The 21072-nt window shown below is 41.5% G+C and carries 22 protein-coding genes; 9 read left to right on the forward strand and 13 right to left on the reverse strand.

Annotated elements, in window-relative coordinates; translation table 11 throughout:
• Nucleotides 1-105: 105 nt before the first annotated feature.
• The 5 genes from L6494_RS11850 (at nucleotide 106) to psaI (ending at nucleotide 5199) form a co-directional block, all read left to right on the forward strand.
• Nucleotides 106-882 carry an RNA polymerase sigma factor SigF gene (locus tag L6494_RS11850; protein WP_237995049.1) on the forward strand — a complete coding sequence of 259 codons (777 nt, stop codon included), beginning with the start codon at nucleotides 106-108 and terminating at the stop codon, nucleotides 880-882.
• Nucleotides 883-1039: 157 nt separating this feature from the next.
• Entirely contained in the window at nucleotides 1040-1870 is an 831-nt protein-coding gene (locus L6494_RS11855; protein WP_237995051.1) for a hypothetical protein, read from the forward strand.
• 2 nt (nucleotides 1871-1872) lie between these two features.
• Complete coding sequence (locus tag L6494_RS11860; protein WP_237995053.1) at nucleotides 1873-2118, forward strand: hypothetical protein; 246 nt, start codon at nucleotides 1873-1875, stop codon at nucleotides 2116-2118.
• A gap of 246 nt (nucleotides 2119-2364) precedes the next feature.
• On the forward strand, nucleotides 2365-4977 hold the full coding sequence (locus tag L6494_RS11865) for a hypothetical protein (RefSeq protein WP_237995054.1): 2613 nt from the start codon (nucleotides 2365-2367) through the stop codon (nucleotides 4975-4977).
• A 111-nt stretch (nucleotides 4978-5088) separates the two neighbouring features.
• Complete coding sequence (psaI, locus tag L6494_RS11870; RefSeq protein ID WP_237995057.1) at nucleotides 5089-5199, forward strand: photosystem I reaction center subunit VIII; 111 nt, start codon at nucleotides 5089-5091, stop codon at nucleotides 5197-5199.
• A gap of 113 nt (nucleotides 5200-5312) precedes the next feature.
• Here the strand turns inward: psaI and L6494_RS11875 are convergent, their stop codons facing one another.
• From L6494_RS11875 to L6494_RS11905, 7 genes are all read right to left on the reverse strand, one after another.
• Complete coding sequence (locus tag L6494_RS11875) at nucleotides 5313-5435, reverse strand: photosystem II reaction center protein J (RefSeq protein WP_015139786.1); 123 nt, start codon at nucleotides 5433-5435, stop codon at nucleotides 5313-5315.
• A 71-nt stretch (nucleotides 5436-5506) separates the two neighbouring features.
• The gene (locus L6494_RS11880) at nucleotides 5507-5626 is read right to left on the reverse strand and encodes a photosystem II reaction center protein L (RefSeq protein WP_237995059.1); all 120 of its coding nucleotides are present in this window, start codon (nucleotides 5624-5626) and stop codon (nucleotides 5507-5509) included.
• Between the two features lie 3 nt (nucleotides 5627-5629).
• Complete coding sequence (gene psbF / locus L6494_RS11885) at nucleotides 5630-5767, reverse strand: cytochrome b559 subunit beta (protein ID WP_011318656.1); 138 nt, start codon at nucleotides 5765-5767, stop codon at nucleotides 5630-5632.
• 9 nt (nucleotides 5768-5776) lie between these two features.
• Nucleotides 5777-6025 (reverse strand): cytochrome b559 subunit alpha, encoded by a 249-nt coding sequence (gene psbE, locus L6494_RS11890; RefSeq protein WP_237995061.1) that lies wholly within the window; start codon nucleotides 6023-6025, stop codon nucleotides 5777-5779.
• Between the two features lie 117 nt (nucleotides 6026-6142).
• On the reverse strand, nucleotides 6143-7165 hold the full coding sequence (locus tag L6494_RS11895; protein ID WP_237995979.1) for a photosynthesis system II assembly factor Ycf48: 1023 nt from the start codon (nucleotides 7163-7165) through the stop codon (nucleotides 6143-6145).
• Nucleotides 7166-7225: 60 nt separating this feature from the next.
• Nucleotides 7226-7405, reverse strand: a complete 180-nt coding sequence (locus L6494_RS11900; protein ID WP_237995063.1) for a hypothetical protein — start codon at nucleotides 7403-7405, stop codon at nucleotides 7226-7228.
• Nucleotides 7402-7737, reverse strand: a complete 336-nt coding sequence (locus L6494_RS11905; protein ID WP_237995065.1) for a rubredoxin — start codon at nucleotides 7735-7737, stop codon at nucleotides 7402-7404. The genes L6494_RS11900 and L6494_RS11905 overlap by 4 nt, the downstream gene beginning before the upstream one ends.
• 195 nt (nucleotides 7738-7932) lie before the next feature.
• Here L6494_RS11905 and ndhC point away from each other — a divergent pair, with 195 nt between their 5' ends.
• The 4 genes from ndhC to sbcD all read left to right on the forward strand — a co-directional run bounded on the left by ndhC (nucleotide 7933) and on the right by sbcD (nucleotide 11535).
• A complete protein-coding gene (gene ndhC, locus L6494_RS11910; protein WP_190702296.1) occupies nucleotides 7933-8295 on the forward strand; it encodes a photosynthetic/respiratory NAD(P)H-quinone oxidoreductase subunit C in 363 nt (120 codons plus the stop codon).
• A complete protein-coding gene (ndhK, locus tag L6494_RS11915; RefSeq protein ID WP_237995067.1) occupies nucleotides 8286-9023 on the forward strand; it encodes a photosynthetic/respiratory NAD(P)H-quinone oxidoreductase subunit K in 738 nt (245 codons plus the stop codon). Before ndhC ends, ndhK begins: the two co-directional genes overlap by 10 nt.
• Nucleotides 9016-9543 (forward strand): NAD(P)H-quinone oxidoreductase subunit J, encoded by a 528-nt coding sequence (locus L6494_RS11920; RefSeq protein WP_237995069.1) that lies wholly within the window; start codon nucleotides 9016-9018, stop codon nucleotides 9541-9543. Before ndhK ends, L6494_RS11920 begins: the two co-directional genes overlap by 8 nt.
• 765 nt (nucleotides 9544-10308) lie before the next feature.
• Entirely contained in the window at nucleotides 10309-11535 is a 1227-nt protein-coding gene (sbcD, locus tag L6494_RS11925; RefSeq protein WP_237995071.1) for an exonuclease subunit SbcD, read from the forward strand.
• Between the two features lie 78 nt (nucleotides 11536-11613).
• Here sbcD and dusB read toward each other — a convergent pair whose 3' ends face one another.
• From dusB to L6494_RS11955, 6 genes are all read right to left on the reverse strand, one after another.
• Nucleotides 11614-12666, reverse strand: a complete 1053-nt coding sequence (dusB, locus tag L6494_RS11930; RefSeq protein ID WP_237995073.1) for a tRNA dihydrouridine synthase DusB — start codon at nucleotides 12664-12666, stop codon at nucleotides 11614-11616.
• 311 nt (nucleotides 12667-12977) lie between these two features.
• Nucleotides 12978-13169, reverse strand: a complete 192-nt coding sequence (locus tag L6494_RS11935) for a hypothetical protein (RefSeq protein ID WP_237995075.1) — start codon at nucleotides 13167-13169, stop codon at nucleotides 12978-12980.
• A gap of 222 nt (nucleotides 13170-13391) precedes the next feature.
• Nucleotides 13392-14144 carry a peptidylprolyl isomerase gene (locus L6494_RS11940; RefSeq protein WP_237995077.1) on the reverse strand — a complete coding sequence of 251 codons (753 nt, stop codon included), beginning with the start codon at nucleotides 14142-14144 and terminating at the stop codon, nucleotides 13392-13394.
• Between the two features lie 267 nt (nucleotides 14145-14411).
• Nucleotides 14412-15959, reverse strand: coding sequence for an HlyD family efflux transporter periplasmic adaptor subunit (locus L6494_RS11945; protein WP_237995079.1), 1548 nt, complete (start codon nucleotides 15957-15959; stop codon nucleotides 14412-14414).
• Between the two features lie 236 nt (nucleotides 15960-16195).
• Entirely contained in the window at nucleotides 16196-19240 is a 3045-nt protein-coding gene (locus L6494_RS11950) for a peptidase domain-containing ABC transporter (protein ID WP_237995081.1), read from the reverse strand.
• Nucleotides 19241-19391: 151 nt separating this feature from the next.
• A complete protein-coding gene (locus L6494_RS11955) occupies nucleotides 19392-19991 on the reverse strand; it encodes a helix-turn-helix domain-containing protein (protein ID WP_237995083.1) in 600 nt (199 codons plus the stop codon).
• Nucleotides 19992-21072 lie beyond the last annotated feature (1081 nt).

Here is a 21072-nt window from a genome sequence, read left to right on the forward strand (position 1 = left end):
ATTTTCCTGAGCTATGTAGCACGATATTTATTTTAATATCGCGCCATAAACGCCTTGTTTAAAAGTCAGTAATTGATTGTTTATTAATTAAATAAACCCGGTGCTATGCCTACCTCAACTACCAATGAACTGAAGTGCGAAATTTGGCAGTTGTTGCGAGAATATCAGCTATCTCGCTCAGAAACTGTCCGCAATCAACTGGTAAAACTTAATTTAGGTCTGGTGAGAAAAGAAGCTCACTACTGGATAAATCAATGCCATGAAAACTATGATGATTTAGTTCAGGTTGGTTGCTTGGGTTTAATTCGGGCGATTGAAAGATTTGAACTGACCAAAGGTCATGCTTTTAGTTCCTTCGCTATTCCCTATATTCGGGGCGAAATCCAACACTATCTTCGAGATAAAGGTGTCACAGTTAGGATTCCCAGACGCTACTTAGCACTGCAACAACGTGCAATAGGGGTTTCTCGTTCTTTGCGAGTAAAATACAATCGCCAACCTACTGACTCGGAATTAGCAGCAGCACTAGAAATTTCTCCAAACGAATGGCAAGAAATTAAATTAGCTTGGGTAAACCGTGCGCCTCTGAGTTTAGATGTTCCCATTCAAGATGGCGAAGAAGGATCTACTAGTCTGGGTGAATTAGTTCCAGATCACCAATATCGCAGTTTTCAATTAGCGCAAGAAGATCAGATTCGCTTACAACAAGCATTGTTTCAGTTAGAACAACGCACCCGCGAAGTTTTAGAGTGTGTATTTCTACAAGATTTGACACAGAAACAAGTAGCAGAACATTTGGGGATTAGTGTAGTTACTGTTTCCCGGAGAGTCAAAAAAGGATTGGACTTGTTGAAACATCTCATGTGTACAGCAGAAGATTAAATTTTCATCGAGTCAACAGTATTTATTCTGAAATTTTAGTGTTAAAAATAACTGCTGAAATGGGAAAAATTAGGTTATAAAGATAACAACACTCTGCTGGGAATATCAGCAGAGTGGATTTCGATCAATCATTTCCTATAGCGTTTGAGAACGGCTAATGGGCAGAACATCAAAAATCTTAGTTGCAGCTATTATGACTGTAGCGATCGCTGGATGCGCTACAGAAGATACACAACAAGCTGCTAATCCTATCCCCAGTGCAACACCTGTTGCCAAATCACCAGCCGCAGCAGCTCAATCTTTTAATAACCCTGTAGTGTCTGGTCAGCCAACAACAAAACTGACAGGGGCGGCCTCCAATTTAATTCAACCTACCAATGCTACAGAACGGATAATTTTAGTTTCCAAGGGACGGATTGACCCATTTGCCCAAATTGTCGGGCAAGTAGTCCCCGAAATGTCACAAACTATAAGTGTTAGACCAGTTCCTTCTGTACCGCCTTTACCACCTGCTACTAAACCCCAGAAGGGGAATACCAGCACCAACAAAACTACTTCAACGCCAAACAAATTAGCGCGGGTAGTAAAGCCACCTAGCTTAACTCCCGTCTTACCTAAAGTTTTACCGCAGGTAGTGCCTAATCCCACCTTAGTTTCAGTTTTACCACCGCCAGCACAGCCTGATTTAGCAAAAGCTGTGATGGTGACAGGCGTTGTGATTATTGGTAAAGCACCCCAAGCAATTATCAAAATACCAAATGAACTTACAAGTCGTTATGTGGAAGCAGGACAGCGACTGGCGAATGGTGTTTTGGTGAAACGAATTGAAATGAATGAAGGTTCTAATCCGATTGTAATTCTGGAACAATACGGTATAGAGGTTGCCAGAACAGTAGGTGAAGTACCAACAGGTACAACACCTGCAACAACAAATCCTGTTTCTGTGACAACACCTACCTCAAATACCGATAGTGTTGGAGTTTCATAAGGATGGAGACTAAAGAAAAAATTGAGTTTGCTGGTTTACCATTAGCGGTATATCGAGAGATAGCAGCCCATCTGTGCCAAGTAGCAGGGGTAGAAGTGGATTTAATCCCTCAGACTTCTCAAGAGTTTGACTACCATCAAAGTCAAATTGCCGGCTTGTATATTTCTTGGACAGCAAACTCTAATGTGGAAAGTCGGCAACGTGTACAGCAAATATTGGCTTACTACCAAAAACAATATAGTATTTGACGCTTTGAGTAAATCTTGAAGTGTAGCTATATTTGGTATTGATCAGGATGAGTGGAATCTACTCTATCCTGATGTTGCGTTGAGTGGGAGTTGCCTAAACCCAACTTAAATTATTTATTGAAAGTATGACGATCTGAATCAAAAAATTACATTACAGTGATGCAATTACAGATTGCTGAGGTAAACTTGCTAGCAATATAATGCAAAAAATTTCTCAGCTGCTCTTCGGTCTGGACATCACTTACAATGGAACACTGGCAATTTCTGATTCAGAAACAGGGCGATCGCTCCTGGCAATCTCTAGAATCGCCAAGCACGGAGATTATTGAAGGTCGGTATAGGGTTTTGGCTCTATCACAACTTCCTCATAGGGATATAGAAGTACGTGTTACTCACTTTTCCCACCAGGAAACACCACCAAAACGGCGCATTCAGAAGCGGTTACGTCGTACTAACTCGGACGGCTTAATGGCGGTGATTCCTTTTACCTACCTCAAACCGGGGATTTGGGAGTTGCGCTGTTCCGGGGATTTGATGTCGGATATGTTAGGACAATCCTGGCAATATGGTGTTTATTTACAGGTATTGTCTCAGGAAGTACACGAGCCAGATGCTTCTACAGAGCCAGGATCATTTAATGATCCATCTGAGAGCAGTTTGGTATCTGATGAGTTTACAGAACTAGCGATCGCTCCCCAGAGCCAACTTTTAGCTACAGGTTTGGATCAAGAAGCATTGATTGATGAGCCTGTTAACCCAGTTTGGGTGAAAGGTGAAACAGCCGAGCAGATTTTACAAAATTTAATTGATTTAGCATTACCGACCTCTGACCCACTAATCGCAGAGGAAAAAGTTGCGGAATCTCCGCCACAACAGCCCCAATGCCCTCTAGTATTGACTTTAGATCGGGAAACTTATATTACTCGTTGGGGTCATGTACTCACAATTCATGGGAATGTCGCGTTACAAGAAAATTATCAGCCAGAGCAAGAATTAAAGCACGAACATTTTTATGATTTGGAATTGAGGATTGAACTGCGATCGCCTCAAAGCTTGGACGTTTTGACTCAGATACGGCAATCTTTAGGAGATCAAGCACTACCTTTTACTCTCCGTTCTGCAATTGATATTCCGGCTGAGTGTGAATCAAAGCTAATTTTGGCAGATATTAGTTTATATGGCTCTGTCTCGAATGCTGGGGAAGTAACACTTTTAGCTAGCCAGTCCTTCACGATTACAGCAGATGTCACACAATTGTTGGCAGTGACGACGACAACCCAATCTAGTTATGAAACTAGCACCCCACCCACATCAACGCCTGAACCATCAATAAGCCTTGATTTGGAATTATTCAATTTGGTGAAAACTCCTTCAGCCGGACAATCACCGCTAACCTATCCAGTTCCAAATCTAGCCTTACCAGGGTCAATGGAACTGCTATCAATCAAGAAAGAGGTTGATTCCCGTGGGCTACAATTGCCAAAGTTGCCTGAGAATCAAACTGAGGCGATGACCTACAGTGGGACGCAGCCCATCGCTAGTCAGGACACAGTAGCAGAATTTGATCTAGAACCCCCTGTGATGACACAGGATGAAATTACAGTTCCCATGACTCCTGCTCCCATTAACTTGGAGCAATTGGTGATTAAAAATCGGCGATCGCGGATGCTGGGCAGTAGTTTTCCCTACCTCAAACGCCTACAACCTGCTGCTACTGAAACTGAAGCAGTGAATAGCGAAATTACCGATACTTTAAATATTCAAGCTGCTGAGATATTACCAGAAATAGATTTACAAATATCGGAAAATACTGAAGAATATGGGAATGATCAGGCTCAATTTACGGATGATTTCCTAGGCGAATCGGAAGTTATCCCAACTCCAGAATTAATCCCTGCTGCTAACCCTGAACAAGAAACTCTGGCAACCTCGGAATCAAGTGATGATTTAGTCCAGGAAACACCTAATTTACCACCTTCTTACTCATCGCCTCTGATCAGAAAATGGATGCAGAGCCAAGGTTATACCTTGCCTGAAGCCACAGAAATGCAATATTCAGACCCAGAGGTGTTAGACCATCAGATCACAGTTGAGAAACCACCTCTGCCTACTGTGAGTGATGAGGCTACAACTTTGGCAGCGAGTCGAGATGTAGCAACAGCAATTACAGAGACTGATACTTTTGGTGATGAGGCTACAACGTTGGAAGTGAGTGGAGATGTAGCAACAGCAATTATAGAGACTGATACTTTTGGTGATGAGGAGATAGAAAATCAAGAATATGAACCAGAATCTACTACTTTAATTCCTGCACCAGAACTATTACCTGTGGAGGAAATCGAGACAACTCTGGCTTGGTTAGCCCAAGAAATTGTTGTAGATGATATATTTGCTGAGGAAGAGGTGGATTTAAGCAAAAGCGATGTTTTTCAAGTAGAAAATCCATCAATGGCCAGTTTATCTATTTTTACTTCCCTGAGTGAAGAACCCATCGAACCTTTGCCAATTCCTCAACTGCACGTACCTGAAGGTGAACTGATTGCAGGTAATTCTATTAGGGTGAGAGTGGAACTACCTAAAGTGCCACCACAGGTAGTGGCTAAGTTATGGGTGGAAGATTGTCAAACTCGCTGGTTGCTAGATGGCCCTCACTTGCTGACAGATTTGTTACCTAATTCCTCCGGGGGAATGGAAGTGATGATTCCCTTGAATATTCCTTTTGGCTGCTTAGAAATTCGCATAGAGGCGATCGCGTTAAACAGAGCTACTCAACAAGAAAGTCACAAAGTTACGGTATTTCGCACTGTAATTCCTCCAGATTTGCCGAATTTACAACTAGACGAATTATTCGGTCTGTGATTACTCCCTGAATAGACTCTGTGTTAAAAATCTTGAGAATTTAAAAAAATTGGGTTGAATTTGCAGTAAGCTCGTCTTGAATTGTAGTGTAACTTAACAGGAATCTTTACTATGGCAGCTTCATTTTTGCCCTCTATCTTAGTTCCTCTGACTGGTTTGGTTTTTCCAGCAGTAGCAATGGCGTTCATGATGTTATACATTGAACGCGATGATATTGGTTAATTAACTTGATTGGTTGACTAATCAATAATTAAAAGACCGCCTGTCCAAAAGAACAGGCGGCTTTTTAATGAAAATTTTTAAACAAGTGCTAGATGAATTGGTTCAATTTCAAGTTACATCGAAGAACCGATTCCAGCGTAGGCCCCATAAAAGAAAATACCTACAACAGTTATTACACCTAAACCTGCGATCGTAGCGACGACCCACAGGGGAATTCTCCCAGTTCCAGCAGACACAGATTTTCCTCCTCTCTTAATAAAAAATCAACACAGGTTCAATAAACCCAGATTCAAAACCAGAGTTCCAGTTAGTTAAAGAAGTAACTGGAAAACAGAATCCCTAGAACAAAAACTAGTAGTAGTCCCAGGTACAGAGAAGTCCGGTTAAGTTCTACCGGCTGATTATTCGGGTTGGGCGTTTTTTCCATGATTTACCGTTGAATAAATTGCATTGAGGCGATCGCGCCCAAAAAGAATACGGTAGGCACAGCTAATGTATGCACTGCAAGCCATCTAACCGTAAAAATAGGATAGGTAACTGGTTGGTTGATGTTATTGCCGCTAGTCATGATTTCAAACTAATTTCCAATAAGTTGGTCAACTTGCTTTTTCGCATCAAAACGATTATTCACAATTGGCACTTCTTGCCGAGCTTGTGTGAAATACTCATTAGGACGAGGAGTGCCAAACACATCATAAGCCAGCCCGGTGCTGACAAATAGCCAACCGGCAATAAATAATGCTGGAATGGTGATGCTATGGATTACCCAGTAACGAATACTGGTAACAATATCGGAAAACGGACGTTCTCCAGTAGTCCCTGACATTTAGATACCCACCTTTACAAAAATGTTATTGAGTTTATTATCCTACAAAGTTTAGAAAGAGTTACAAGTTACAACTTGCTTCTCATAAAACTGCAAGATAATGAAAACCTAAATTATCTAAGCGGCTGCTGGTGTTTTGGCAGATTTAGCCATATTGGGTTGATATTTTAGCAGTACGCCGCGATCGCCAATGATAAATCCTTGTTCAGGCTGGAAAAAAACGATCTTGTAAAAATTAGCTGCAACTGCTTCTACATCACGGTCTTTTTCCCAGGTTTTACCGCCATCGGTACTCATGAGTAAATTACCGCTACCGCCACCAATCCAAAGTTCATCGGGTGTGCGATAAGCTAAATCTAATAAACCCCAACTGGTAGAAAGTTCAGGAGTTTCAGCTTTTAGCCACTCATCTGGTTTAGTCGGGTCACTAAACTGTACCTGACCTCCTCTTGCTAGTAACCACAACTGACCATCTTGAGCAAATCCCATATTTTCTACCCGACGGGAACTATTGCGGTTATGAGGATTCCAACTATCTTGTCCTGGTTCCCAAATCGAGTAAAAGCTTCCCTTAGCAGAAACGGCTACATATTTGCCATCAGCAGAACGTTCTAAGTTACGTACTACCCCTACTGCTGCTTCCACCTGAGCTTTCCAGTTTTTGCCACCATCTGTAGTTTTGTATATTGCGCCTACATCAGTAGCCATTTCAGCTGTATTCTCAGCCAAAGCATAAATAGAAATGGGATTACCTGGTAGCTGAGAACTTAGAGGAATACGTGACCAAGAATGACCCTCATCAGTGGTGTGCAGTAGCAAAGAAGGCTCTCCAGCAATCCAACCTTCTTGTCCAGCAAAACTTACTGAATCAAACCGATACCGATCATCATCTAATTCTAATTTGAGAGGCTGCCAAGTGTCGCCACCATCATTGGTTTCCAAAAGGGTGGTGTTGCTACCAACGAGGAAACCATGTTGAGGATTGCTAGTAAAGCCGATATCTAGCAGTTTTGCCTCAGTTGGCACAGAAATAACTGCCCAAGGGTTGTAGCTTATAGAGGGAACTTTGCTACAACCAATACACAAGAAAACGACCATCAACAAAGCAAAGATTTTCTGCCAACTTTTCACAATAGACATCGATCGCATGAGATTTTTTTGTATTTGTTTCTAAATTTGTGTAAGGTTTCTCTAAAAAGTTTACCTATCTAGTAGAAAAAGCTGATTGAGTGCTGAGTGCTGAGTGCTGAGTGCTGAGTGCTGAGTTCTGTTAGCGGTAGCGCGGCGTTTAGCCGGTGCTGAGTATAGTTTTCTCATCTGCCCACTGCGCCTCTGCTGCTCTTCTCCACTGCGCCACTGCGCCCCTGTCTCCAGTCTCACTGCAAGCCGTAGAGACTAATAAAAAACAAAATGGCAAGACCCAAAGCACCAAAAATCAGGAGATTTTTCTGATTTGGGGTTAGGGTATTTACACCTAAACCATAACTGAGATTTTCTTTGAAACCGGATGCTGTGCCTGCTGGTCCAATATTGCTAAAAGCAGTTTTTTTAGCCGTACAAACAGGACAACGCCAATTTACTGGCAGTTCTAAAAAAGGTGTCCCTGAAGAAATATCATGCTTATCATCACCCTTTTCAGGTTCATAAACATAACCACAGGCGCGACACTCGTAGCGGTCTAACGCTGTAGTCTCAACAGCTTGTTCGCTCATGACTCAGGTCTCGCAAAGAGGAATTATTAAATATACGTTACAAATTATGACATATTCGTTAGACTTTTCTATCACCCTCACAAATGAATCAAATACCTGAAATCCGTCTGTTTCACAGATTTCAGAAAAACTAAACAGATATAATGTAAAAGAAAGTAACAGCGTTATTTACACTATAAGCGGTAGATATTCATTGTGTTTGTCCTTAGCGGTTACGAATACCTTCTAGGCTTTTTCATTATCTGTAGCCTAGTTCCTGCCTTAGCACTGTCTGCGTCCAAGCTTCTCAGACCCACGGGTAACAGCCTGGAACGTCGCACCACCTATGAATCTGGGATGGAACCCATCGGAGGGGCCTGGATTCAGTTCAACATCCGCTACTACATGTTTGCTCTAGTCTTCGTAGTCTTTGATGTGGAGACTGTGTTTCTCTATCCTTGGGCGGTAGCCTTTCACCGTCTGGGGTTATTGGCATTCATTGAAGCACTGATTTTTATTGCAATTCTTGTAGTCGCCCTAGTTTACGCGTGGCGTAAAGGAGCTTTGGAATGGTCTTAAATTCTAATTTAACCACCCAGGACAAAGAGCGCATCATCAACCCCATTGAGCGTCCTAAAGTCACTCAAGACCTGTCAGAAAACGTAATTTTGACTACGGTTGATGACCTCTACAACTGGGCGAGGCTTTCTAGTCTGTGGCCTTTGCTGTTTGGTACAGCTTGCTGCTTTATTGAGTTTGCAGCTTTAATTGGCTCACGTTTTGACTTTGACCGCTTCGGATTAATTCCCCGTTCTAGTCCTCGTCAAGCTGATTTGATTATTACAGCCGGGACAATCACCATGAAGATGGCCCCCCAATTGGTGCGTCTTTATGAACAAATGCCCGAACCTAAATATGTAATTGCGATGGGAGCTTGTACAATTACAGGCGGGATGTTTAGTGTTGATTCTCCCACGGCTGTACGCGGAGTCGATAAACTGATTCCTGTGGATGTGTATTTACCGGGTTGTCCTCCTCGTCCTGAAGCAATTATTGACGCAATTATTAAGTTGCGGAAGAAGATTGCTAATGATTCGATGCAGGAACGGGGTCAAATTAAACAAACCCACCGTTTCTACAGCACGACTCATAATATGAAACCAGTACCAGAAATTTTAACTGGTAAGTATATGCAGTCAGAAACCCGCTTCAACCCACCCAAGGAATTAACCGAAGCAATCGGTTTACCTGTTCCACCTGCACTGTTGACAGGAAAGACACAGAAGGAGGAACAAGGCCGTGGCTGATGAAGAAGTAAAACCAGTTCCCGCAGAGACAGAGGCTATAGTTCCAGCCGGTCAAATTTCCCAGTGGCTGACAGAAAATGGCTTTGCTCATGAGTCTTTGACAGCTGATAAGAACGGCGTAGAGATAATTAAAGTCCCGCCAGATTTCCTGCTTCCTATCGCTACAGCCCTGTACGCTTACGGGTTTAATTATCTCCAGTTTCAATCAGGTATTGACCTTGGGCCAGGAGAGGATTTAGTCAGTGTGTATCACTTGGTGAAAGTGGGTGATAATGCTGACCGACCTGAAGAAATCCGGGTGAAGGTGTTCTTACCACGGGAAAATCCTGTAGTGCCTTCTGTTTACTGGATTTGGAAGACGGCAGATTGGCAGGAACGCGAATCTTACGATATGTTCGGCATTATCTACGAAGGACACCCCAATTTGAAGCGGATTTTGATGCCTGAAGATTGGGTGGGTTGGCCTTTGCGTAAGGATTACATCTCGCCTGATTTCTATGAGTTGCAGGATGCTTATTAGGTTTTGCTGAAGTCCTAATTGCTGAGTGTCAGCTAGTGAGAATTTTAATGTCTCATCTTTAACCCTTCTCCGGCGGCGGAGAGGGGTAATGTTTTTTAGGGGTAGTTCACGAAACTACAAAGTTTTTCAGAGAATAGACCTCTTGCATAAATGCTGAAGCTGTCATGTTGAGCGAAGCGAAACATCTCAAAGATTCTATATTTCATTGAGAATGACACATCTCATTTTCGGACTTTTGCAAGAGGTCTAATCGCGATCGCTAAAATTTTTTTAGTCTATGATACTGTTTAATATGCAATTTTTAATTCCCAATTACAAAACTCCTCTTATAAATGAGAGGAGTTTTGTAAAGTTTAGTTGCTAAAATTTTATTTTTTTATTTTTAGAAAACACTCATGATGGTGATTATGCTGACGCTAGTCAACATAATTAACGCTCCCATAACCATAGATTCTCCCAACGAATTAGGGCGTTTTGGGTTATTTATCATAGTAGAATCCTGCAAATTTAGTTATTTCATAAAGATATCAGTCACCGTATATATATCTAAGAAACTAAGGTAAAACTTAAAATACTGCAATACTTCTTAGTAAATACTGTAGTATTTACTTAAAAATCAGATTCATCATTTTAGATAAACATAAATTTTAATTACGTACAATAACCTCATAAATTACAAAATTCATACGGCAACCTAATGAGAGCAAATTAACTTATACTCCCTTCCTTCCCTGCTAATAAAAAATATTGCCGACGACCTAACTTATGATTAAAATCCTTCACCTCTCTGACATCCATATGGGAAGCGGTTTTTCCCACGGCAGAATTAATCCAGTTACAGGTTTAAACACGCGACTGGAAGATTTTGTGCAGACTTTATCACTGTGTATTGATCGGGCATTAACGGATGCTGTAGATTTGGTTCTATTCGGTGGGGATGCTTTTCCTGATGCGACACCACCGCCTTATGTACAAGAAGCTTTTGCTAGTCAATTTCGGCGATTGGTCGATGCTAATATTCCAACGGTGTTGTTGGTGGGAAATCATGACCAACATTCCCAAGGACAAGGAGGCGCGAGTTTAAATATTTACCGCACCTTGGGAGTACCAGGTTTTGTAGTTGGGGATAAGTTAACTACTCACCACATCTCTACCCCTAACGGTAAAGTGCAAATAATTACCCTACCTTGGCTTACCCGTTCCACTCTGATGACTCGTCAGGAAACAGACGGTTTATCGCTGGCGGAAGTCAATCAATTGTTAACGGAACGCTTGCAAGTTGTTATGGAAGGGGAAATTCGTCGGCTTGACTCCGATGTGCCTACTGTGCTTTTAGCTCACTTGATGGCTGATAATGCAACTTTAGGGGCTGAACGGTTTTTAGCGGTGGGTAAAGGTTTTACACTACCCTTATCTTTGTTGACTCGTCCTTGTTTTGATTATGTGGCTTTGGGACACGTCCACCGCCATCAAAATTTAAATAAATCTAATAACCCGCCAGTGATTTATCCGGGGAGTATTGAACGGGTAGATTTTAGTGAGGAGAAAGAAGATAAAGGTTATATCATGTTGGAACTGGAACGGGGGAGTGCGAAATGGGAATTTTGCCCTTTATCAGTTCGGACTTTTCGGACTTTAGAAGTAGATGTGTCGAAAGCAGAAGAACCCCAAGGTGTTTTAATCAAGGCGATCGCTAAACATGATTTAGAAGATGCAGTAGTACGGCTAATTTATAAACTTCGTTCCGAACAAATCGATTTGATTGATAACTCTGCCTTACATTCTGCCCTGAGTGCTGCTCATACTTATACTATTCAAGCAGAATTAGTCAGTCAGTTAGCTCGTCCCCGCATTCCTGAGTTGAGTGCTAGCAGTAGCATAGACCCAATGGAAGCACTCAAAACTTACTTACAGAATCGTGAAGACCTCAAAGATATAGCTGGGTCAATGTTAGAAGCCGCAGAAAACTTATTAGGGACTTCGAGAAAATAAAATATACAATTAATAGTGATAATAATTCTTATTACTTGTATATTCTATTTTTGTTAGACTCAATTTTTCGATAATTCTTTAAGCAACTTGGAAATTTTCGGCTTCTTCCATTGGTTCATAACCATGAGTTAACTGCTCAATAGCTCTATCAATCAAATCTAAACCTTGCTGTACTGTTTCCACTAAACTTAATTGTCCCCGCAATTCAGCTGCACCGACAAAACCTTTGGCGTACCAAGTCATGTGCTTGCGGGCTTGACGGACACCGCGATCGCCTTTATATTCCCATAAGGCTTGTAAATGATCTCTGGCGCATTCCAAACGCTGAATTGGGGTTGGTGCTGGTAATGTCTCTCCAGTTTTCAAGAAGTGGTCAATTTCTCCTACCAAAAAGGGATAACCCAAAGTCCCACGGGAACACATCACACCATCAGCACCAGTTTGTTCTAAGCATCTTACAGCCGCTTCTACTGAAAATATATCCCCATTACCAATCACTGGAATAGATAGGGTTTCCTTCACACGGGCTATCCATTCCCAGCGAGCATTCCCATTGTACCCTTGAGCGCGGGTACGTCCATGCACAGTAATCATTTGCGCCCCGGCATCTTCCATGCGCTTGGCAAAATCGAGAATGAAGATTTCTTTGTCATTCCAGCCAATACGCGTCTTGACTGTGACTGGTACATTAACAGCCTTCACCACTTCCCGAACAATAGCCTCTGCTACTTCTGGCTGTCTCAACAGGGAAGAACCGCCACCATTTTTGGTAATTTTATTGACTGGACACCCCATATTTATATCAATAGTGTCAGCACCTTCTGCAACTGCTTTGATGGCTGCTTCCGCTAAGAAATCAGGACGACAATCAAACAACTGAATGCTGATAGGGCGTTCGTTGGGGTCTACCTCCATGATTTTGGGTAGTTGCTTGACGTAGTGTAACCCCGTAGCATTCACCATTTCGGTGTACATCATTGAATCTGGTGCATAGCGTCGCACTAAGCGACGAAATACCATATCTGTCACCCCAGATAAAGGCGACTGAAGAACTCGGCTTTTGACTTCAAATGAGCCGATTTTGAGGGGTTGAGAAAGTCTAGCTTGTAGGCTGGGAGACAGTGTGAGCATACGAACAATTCAAAATACACTTCAATGATATCTATTTGGCTCACCTTTTTTTAGTTAAGAAGGGGGTGTAAGGGTGTGAGGGTATAGGGGTGTAAGGGTTTTTAACACCTATACCCCTTCACTCTCCCCCAAACTCTTGATTTTTCGTATCACTGCGTAAGTCCTATCTAGTGCAAGTAATGGTAAATTGATATACAGATTTTAATGAAATCTTAATGATTGGTTGTAGCGATCGCCTGTAAATCCCCTCGAATGTTCCTAGCGTTTGACGAATTAGAGGATTTTGGCGATCGCTGGACGATAAATTTGTTTTATGATTCTGGGCTAGTGGTAGTTAAACGTTTTTCTTTGAGGTTTTGTAATTCCTGCCACAGAGAATCAACCTCTGCTTGCAAGCTCATGAACTTGACTTGTTGATCGTCTTGATAACAAGTCTTGGTTAACTCGCGTACTCGTACAGCTTGAGAGTTACGTTCAGCAATAGTAGATATACAAGTAGTCATCGCTAATTAAATTCCACAACTCAACTCACACCTTTGGTAAATAATATAATAAAGCAACTTTAAGCTTTGTTAAATGATTGTATGTTTTACATCATTTACTTTAATATATTACCACCTCTATGATAAGCGACGGCGATGACATAACTTCAGTTCCAGAATCCGGCATCCCGCTTGGTCAGCCAGTATAGCGTAACCTTTTTGACATCTTAACCCGATGTTCTCTTACGAATTATCTTGGCGGCTCAAATCAGCTACAATTTCTACACCACTGATTTGTTCCTCTAACCAAAGTGTAAATAAATCTTTAGCAATTTGCATCCGTCGTTCCTCATCTAATTCGGGGTTAATGATTTCCTCGACGGCGATGATATGCACTCCTTTGGGGGTGACTATGGGTTTAATAATTTGGGGAGGAGTAGCAGCAAAAACCGCAGCTGCAATTTCTGGTCTAAAGTCTCGCCGATAGCGAATACCTTGATAGCCCCCAGCCCTTCTAATTTCTGGGGTTTGAATGTATTGACGGGCAATTTCTTGGAAGCTGATTTCACCTTCTTTTAAGGCGTAAAATAGCTCTAAAGCTAAGTCTTCATCATCTAAAATAACTTCATAAGTAACAGCCCCGGTGTAATCAATTTGATGGGCATAAAAGAATGGTTCAACTTTATCTGCAAATAAATGACCAGCTAACTTAGCGGATAATAAGTTGGTTTTAGCCATGTCTTCAAAGTCATCTAAAGAAAGATAATACTTGTTTAACCAGTTCCAAGTATCTTCTGCCTTGAACAACTGATGAGTTAAGCGCATACTATCTGCGGCTTGTTGGAGTTCTTCTATACTGATTTCAATGCCTGCTGAGACGGCAACTTCAGTAATAATTCTGGAGGTGGCGATCGCTTCTAAAATTGTGGGGATTTGACAAGATAATTTTAGATGATAAATAATGTCTGCAATCGATAGTTGTATAAGTTTTGACATGATACAATTCTCCCTTTAAATAATTGGTGGCAGAAATATAGGCATGGGGGTAAAACAGTTATCAGTTATCAGGTATCAGGTATCACCCACTTGATAAATCTTCACTGTAGGACTTACGCAAGTGTGACAATCGATGGTTGGTGCGTGACGCTATCATTCTCATGACTACGTTGAAATACTTTCGCCGCGTCACACACCCTACATCTACATAAAAAATATGCTAGTTGCGTAATTCCTAACTGATTTAGCTCCCCAGTCCCCAGTCCCCTAAAGCTCCAACCCACCTTTTTGTAATTTCTTGAATGGGTCTAAGACAAAATCAATTACCCGCCGTTGACGAATAATTACCTCTGCTGATGCTGTCTGACCAGGGGTTAAGAAAATACGTTTATTACCAGCTTGGATATATGGTTGATCTATAGTGATATTCATTTCGTAGGTTTCTACGTTTCCTTGGTTGGTGGTTTGGATCTTCGAGTCAGGAGAAATCCAGTTGACGCGCCCTTGCACCACACCATAATCTTGGAAAGGATAAGCATCAAACTTGATTTTAACTGGCATTCCCACCTTCAAGAACCCGCTTTGTTGGCTGGGCATTTGGGCTTTGAGAATTAAAGGTGTATTTTGTGGTGCGATTTGAGCTACTATCTGTCCTGGTTCGACTACGGGGCCTGGTTTTTCTACAGGCAACTCAAAAATTACACCATCAATAGGCGATCGCACTATTCTTTGTTGTAGTTGTAGCTTAAATGATGCAATCTGGCTCTTGGTCTGCGCTATTTCAGATTGCAAGTTAGTGATTTGGCTTTGGAGGTCTTTGAGCTGTTCTTGGCTTTTAAGGACTGCCAATTTACCCGCTTGGACAACCCCTTGATAACTACTTAGCTGCTCTTGCAGACGTAGTTGTGCTTGCTGAATTTCTGCTTGAATTTGACTAATAGTTGCTTGGTAGCGATTTACTTCTTCTCTTAAACGCAACTTTGCTTGCGTAATCTCTGCATGAGCTTGCAGCAGAGAGCGTTTGCTATCTTCAGCAGAGTTTTCTAGTTCGACAATTTTAATTTGTGCGATCGCACCTTGTTTTAACAGATTATGATAGCGTGCAACTTCCCTTAAATCTCGCTGCAAACGCCTTTGAGCCAAATTCTGGAGAACCTGAGTGGAATTAATTCTCTCCCTAGCCTGTTCTACCAGAGCTTGTTTTTCCAGTTTTTGTAAGTGATAGGTACTTTTTTTACCATCTAAGTGCTGCTGGGCTTGATTCACTTGTGCCATTTTTTCCAAGGCTTGGGCTTGGTTTTGCTGTTCTTGGATATTAATGGCTAGCATCAATTGGTTTTTCAGTAATTCCTGCTGCGCTTGCCGATTAGTTAATCCTTCTAACCTAGTTTCGGCTTGTTCTAGTTCCTTTTGTAAAACCTCAGCATCTAATTCTAATAAAACTTGTCCAGCCTGAACCGTCGCCCCTTCTTCCACGTTGACAGTTTTCACCTTACCAGCGACGGCAATACCTAGTTTCTGCGTTGCACCCTTGGGTTCTAAACGCCCTCTGGCTGTTCCTGTTTCATCAACTTTGCTCAAAGATGCCCAAGGGATAAGAATCACAGCAAAGCTAATCAAGAGATAAAGCGTGGAACGAGTCCAGCGTTTGGGTAAGGCATCGAGTAATTCCTCAGTACCATAAAACCAATCATTATTCTCTTTTATCCCTTGATTTTGGTCATTAACAATAGAACGAGATTCTTCAACACGTTGCAGATCATCTGGCTGTGATTTGACTAGCACAGATGATGAATTGTGGGATATGTGTGGCATAAATTACTCTGAAGGGAGACTGGGGACTGGGGACTAGGGACTGGGGAACTCGGGGCCCCCTCTGGGGATAAGGGGCAATGGGGATTGGGGAATAGAAAGGAAGAAGAACTATTACCCAATGCCCGATATCCCATACCCTTTTTGCTCCATGCCCATTTTCTTAAGAATTTCCCAGTAATATCCAAGGCAACAAATTCTTAATTACGAATTACGAATTACGAATTACGAATTACGAATTACGAATTACTTGCCAGTTGCTGTTGGTTCAGGTAAAAGTAATGGCCTTTTCGTGTGATTAATTGATCGTGAGTACCGCTTTCGACTAATAAGCCACGATCTAAGACTAAAATTAAATCAGCATGACGCACGGTAGACAGACGGTGGGCAATAATTACACTGGTGCGTCCTTGAAGGATAGTTTTCAGGTTATTTTGAATCAGACGTTCCGATTCGGAATCAAGGTGACTGGTTGCTTCATCTAAAAGCAATAAGCGGGGATCACCTACCAAAGCACGAGCTATGGCTAGGCGTTGCCGTTGTCCGCCAGATAACATACCGCCACCTTCGCCAATTTGGGCTTCATAACCCATTGGCAATCGTTGTATAAAGTCATCAGCCCCGGCTAATCGCGCCGCCGTTATCACTTGTTCTAAGGTAGCTTCGGGGTGAGCAATGCTGATATTTTCGCGGATTGTACCGCCGAATAAAAAGGTGTCTTGGTCCACTACACCAATTTGAGAACGGAGCGATCGCAGGGCTATACTAGTCACATCGTTACTATCAATCAACACTTTGCCATCTGTCGGCAGATATAGCCCTAAAATTAATTTAAACAATGTGGTTTTACCAGAACCGCTACGCCCTACGACAGCAACGGTTTGCTCTGGTTTAATTTCAAAGCTGAGATTTTCTAGGACATTAATATCACTCTCTGGATGATAGCGGAAGGTGACATTTTCAAAGCGGATACTACCAGTTAACCGAGTTAAAAATTGCCGGGGGTGATGTTGTAAGTCTTCTTCTGGTTCGGCTTCGAGAATATCATTGATGCGTTCTGTAGAAATTGTCACCTCTTGTAATTGATTCCACAGCACGACTAGACGCTGAAAGGGTCGAATAATGTTACCCAACAGCATATTAAAGGCAACTAACTGACCAATGGTGAGTTGATTTTGAATCACCAACCACGCCCCCAACCACAATAAGCTGGTAGTGACTAGGGTTTCAATTGCGGAACTAAAAATCTGTAACTGGTTACTGATAATCTGCCCAGCAAAGGTCTTTCTAATCACATTATTCAGCAGTTCTTCCCAATGCCAACGCACACTCTGCTCAATCGCCATCGAACGAATTGAGCGAATCCCACTCAGGGATTGAATTAGATAACTATTTTCGTTGGCGGTAGCACTAAAAACTTCCCGGCTAATGCGGCGTAAAAACGGTGTAGCAACAAGTGCTAATAATACAAACGGCGGCACGATCGCTAAACTGACCATTGCCATAGACGCACTATACCAAAACATCAGCCCCACGTAAACGAACACCGTCAGTAAATCCAAAATAATGGAGAGGGCTTCCCCAGTCAAAAAACGCTGGATTTTTTGGTTTTCTTGGACGCGGGAGACGATATCTCCCACATAACGCGATTCAAAAAACGCTAGGGGTAAACGGAAGGTATGTTTAATAAAACCTACCAACAGTGACACACTAATGCGGTTGGCTGTATGGTCTAGTAAATATTGCCTGAGTCCATTAACTGCGACGCGGAATAAGCCAAAAATCATCAACCCTAAACCCACGGCGTTTAAAGTCAACGTACTACCCTGGACAATGACTCTATCTAATAACAACTGGGTAAATAACGGCGTAATCAGTCCCAAAAACTGAATTAATACCGAAGCCCCAAATACTTCTAGCAGCACTCTGGAGTGAGGTCTGACTAACTCAAACATCTGCCAGAATGGGGTACTGGTTTCTTGAGCCTCTTGTAGTTGGGTAGTGGGTTGCAATAACAAAGCGTAGCCAGTCCAGCCTGCTTTAAAGTCTGCCAGAGTGAGGCTACGTTGCCCAATAGCTGGGTCACAAACAATAACGTGTTTTTTGGTAACTTCGTAAACTACGATGTAGTGCTTATTTTCCCAATGGGCGATCGCAGGTAAGGTTTGTTGTGCTAACTTATCCAAACTGGCTTTCACTGGACGGGTAGTAAAACCTATTGTCTCTGCGGCTGTGGTTAAACCTTTGAGGGATGCACCATTGCGGCTAACATTGGCTAAATCCCGAATGCGATTCACGCTTAAGTTTTTACCCCAGTAGCGGCTAACCATGACTAAACAAGCTGCACCACAGTCAGCTGCACTTTGTTGTTCAAATAATGGATAGCGTTTGGTAATCCTTCCCCACCAATGTCCTACCCTCACTTTCGGGCTGGGAAAATATGCACGGCGAAATTTGGGTTTTTCTGAAGGGGGGGGTTGTAGAGATGCGATATATCGCGTCTCTACAACCGGGGATGGGGAGGGGTTACTTTCAATACTAACACTAGATTCTGGAAATTCTCTTAACTGCGGCCAGTATTCTAGTGCTATTTGCCAATTGGTATTTTTGAGAACATACACAATTGCTGATTGTGTGGTGACTTGCCAATTACCTACATTTGCAGATGTGGTGATTGTTCCCGGTGTAAATCTGCGTCCTTGGGTATCGGTTAATTCTCCTCGCAGCCAAAGCCAGAGTTTAGTATCTTGCAAAAGCGACTGGGGAAGTGAACCACTAGCTAAAGTCTGACGTTCAAATAAAAACAATGCTCTCAAGGCATCTTCGATAGAAGTATTTTCAGGCAGTAAGGTATTTTGGTTACAGAAAACCAATAAATCCCAAGTTTCTGCCCGTTTTTTTAGGCGATCGTTAATGCTAGGATGTTCACTGATCAGTCCTTGTAATCTAGATTGCGGCAGATAAGCAAGTTTTAAATTAACAGAAGCCCTAGCAACATAAGGACTAAATTCTTCTTCGGGAAATAAACTCAGTTCACCAAAAGACGCTCCTGTTGAGAGGGTAGTGATCAAGTTCAAAGAACTATCTAGTAATCTTACTTTACCTCCAAGGATGATGTAAATTCCCGCCGATGCTGTAGCAGCTTGCCAAAACTGTTTAGCAATTGGCGGTTCAATAATTTCCAATCCTTGGATACACTTAGCAAGTTCATTTTCTGTCAACGACTCACCCAAGGTTTGAGTAAGTTGTTGCGCTAAATATTGCTGAGAAAAACCTGACGACATGGGGAATTAACAATTCAAGATTCAAAATAATGTATGAGATGCAAACCAGCTAAAAAATAAAAAATCGGGGATTGGGTATTGGGCAATAGTCATGATTTTTATACTCTGATTTCCTACTGCCTATTCCCCATTCCCTATTCTCTACTCCCTTCTAATTACTGCTTTGCATCAAATTAAATGACCAGTTCAGAGGCGATTCAGATTGAGATTTTAAATCAGAAATGGTAATATTATTGTCTGAGTCTGTCTCGGTAACTTGAGGACGGTTATTTTTAGGTTTCGTAGAAAGTCCCATTTGTTTTAACAGGCGATTGATATGGCGATCGCTAATAGAAATTCCCAGTTCTGATGCTAAATGTTTACTTAACCATTGTGCTGTCCAATGGGTAAAAGCATAACCATAATCACGAGGACTATTACTCACTAATTCCTTCAATCTATCCATATATTGGTTATTCACAATTTTGGGTCTACCTATCGGCCGCTCATTCCATTTGTGTGCTAAACCTGCTTCAGCTATGCCAATCCAATAACGCGCCATTTCTTGAGAACAGCCCAATTTCTCACAGATTTGACTTTGTGATGTCCCCATGTCAGCCAGTAACATAATTTCAATGCGTTTGCGATATTCTGGCTGCAAATTGGTTTGTAAATGCTTAAGTAAAGCTTTCCGTTGAAAGGGAGTTAAAAACTTGCTTTCGTGCAAGTCATAACCTTCAATAAATTGCTCTTGATGAAAATATTCAGACATAATTATTACCAGGTAATGTCTAATGTATGTTTAGGTCAAAGTTTCAAATTCATCAGGTTTAGTGGGCTATTTTAAGTTTTTAACCTGCATAGGAACAGCTACTGCTAAATATTGCAAGGTATTAGCCTCTGACTAGCACAATATGAAAGAAATACTCAGCTTCCCTCTTCACTGTCATCTATGACCTGTGTTTCTTTGAAGTTTATGTGATGACAAGTGTTTACCCTCTTTTTATTTCATGAATTAGGGGGTTATTTGCAAGTATTCAAGATTCAAAAGCCTCAAAAACGCAATATCAAGTTCATGATAAAACTGCGTTGTTAAGTAACTCCCAATCAATTCTCATTTCGGAATCATTATGGCTGAGAATATGATCATTGAGTAAATAAAAGTCAGTCAACCTGATCAAATATGCTGCAAGCATACTTATCTTTTTCCCCGATAAACAGCAGTATCTGGTAAAACACCTCAAAAATTCACCTCAATTACTTGATAAATTTTCCTGAACAATGGTGTCATGTTGGTATTGATTTCAACCAAAATAATTGGTTGCTAATTTCAGGAAATCTATCTCAAGTTTGATGATAATTTTGTTGTCAGGATGTTGCTAAAACCTGGAATGTAGGTAAAAACTCTATGAGTAAATATTTAAGTTGTTGAGATTACGAGTACCACTCAGAAAAATATGTAGTTAGATGTCAATGCAAGTACAGGTTACTGACATCAACCTAACACAACACTGGCTATTGTTTCATTAGCAGACTATGAGTAATCTGCTATTCACCTGGCAAACATTAACGGAAAAGTGACAGTCTCTGAATTTAGTTATTTAACCTACTACTATTTTTTTAGAAATTTTCTGAAGGCTAGTCAATAGTTTTTATCTGAAAAAAGTAAAGTTCATCAAATCTTTATTAAAATTTTACCAAAAAATGAAATATAGCTAATTTATGTTTCGTAGTAAGGACTTTAGTCCTTAGAAAAATCAGGACTAAAGTCCTTACTACAAACTTGATGACCTACTAGACGGTAGAGATTTTTATGCAGTCCTGAGAAAAGCCTTCGCGCCAGCATTCCCGTA

Origin of the sequence: Nostoc sp. UHCC 0870 (assembly GCF_022063185.1) — a bacterium.
GTDB lineage: Bacteria > Cyanobacteriota > Cyanobacteriia > Cyanobacteriales > Nostocaceae > Trichormus.

Coding starts and splice junctions, on each gene's coding strand:
- L6494_RS11850 (WP_237995049.1), top strand. CDS start 106: ATGCCTACCTCAACTACCAATGAACTGAAGTGCGAAATTTGGCAGTTG.
- L6494_RS11855 (WP_237995051.1), top strand. CDS start 1,040: ATGGGCAGAACATCAAAAATCTTAGTTGCAGCTATTATGACTGTAGCG.
- L6494_RS11860 (WP_237995053.1), top strand. CDS start 1,873: ATGGAGACTAAAGAAAAAATTGAGTTTGCTGGTTTACCATTAGCGGTA.
- L6494_RS11865 (WP_237995054.1), top strand. CDS start 2,365: ATGGAACACTGGCAATTTCTGATTCAGAAACAGGGCGATCGCTCCTGG.
- psaI (WP_237995057.1), top strand. CDS start 5,089: ATGGCAGCTTCATTTTTGCCCTCTATCTTAGTTCCTCTGACTGGTTTG.
- L6494_RS11880 (WP_237995059.1), bottom strand. CDS start 5,626: ATGGAAAAAACGCCCAACCCGAATAATCAGCCGGTAGAACTTAACCGG.
- psbF (WP_011318656.1), bottom strand. CDS start 5,767: ATGACTAGCGGCAATAACATCAACCAACCAGTTACCTATCCTATTTTT.
- psbE (WP_237995061.1), bottom strand. CDS start 6,025: ATGTCAGGGACTACTGGAGAACGTCCGTTTTCCGATATTGTTACCAGT.
- L6494_RS11895 (WP_237995979.1), bottom strand. CDS start 7,165: ATGTCTATTGTGAAAAGTTGGCAGAAAATCTTTGCTTTGTTGATGGTC.
- L6494_RS11905 (WP_237995065.1), bottom strand. CDS start 7,737: ATGAGCGAACAAGCTGTTGAGACTACAGCGTTAGACCGCTACGAGTGT.
- ndhK (WP_237995067.1), top strand. CDS start 8,286: ATGGTCTTAAATTCTAATTTAACCACCCAGGACAAAGAGCGCATCATC.
- sbcD (WP_237995071.1), top strand. CDS start 10,309: ATGATTAAAATCCTTCACCTCTCTGACATCCATATGGGAAGCGGTTTT.
- dusB (WP_237995073.1), bottom strand. CDS start 12,666: ATGCTCACACTGTCTCCCAGCCTACAAGCTAGACTTTCTCAACCCCTC.
- L6494_RS11935 (WP_237995075.1), bottom strand. CDS start 13,169: ATGACTACTTGTATATCTACTATTGCTGAACGTAACTCTCAAGCTGTA.
- L6494_RS11940 (WP_237995077.1), bottom strand. CDS start 14,144: ATGTCAAAACTTATACAACTATCGATTGCAGACATTATTTATCATCTA.
- L6494_RS11945 (WP_237995079.1), bottom strand. CDS start 15,959: ATGCCACACATATCCCACAATTCATCATCTGTGCTAGTCAAATCACAG.
- L6494_RS11950 (WP_237995081.1), bottom strand. CDS start 19,240: ATGTCGTCAGGTTTTTCTCAGCAATATTTAGCGCAACAACTTACTCAA.
- L6494_RS11955 (WP_237995083.1), bottom strand. CDS start 19,991: ATGTCTGAATATTTTCATCAAGAGCAATTTATTGAAGGTTATGACTTG.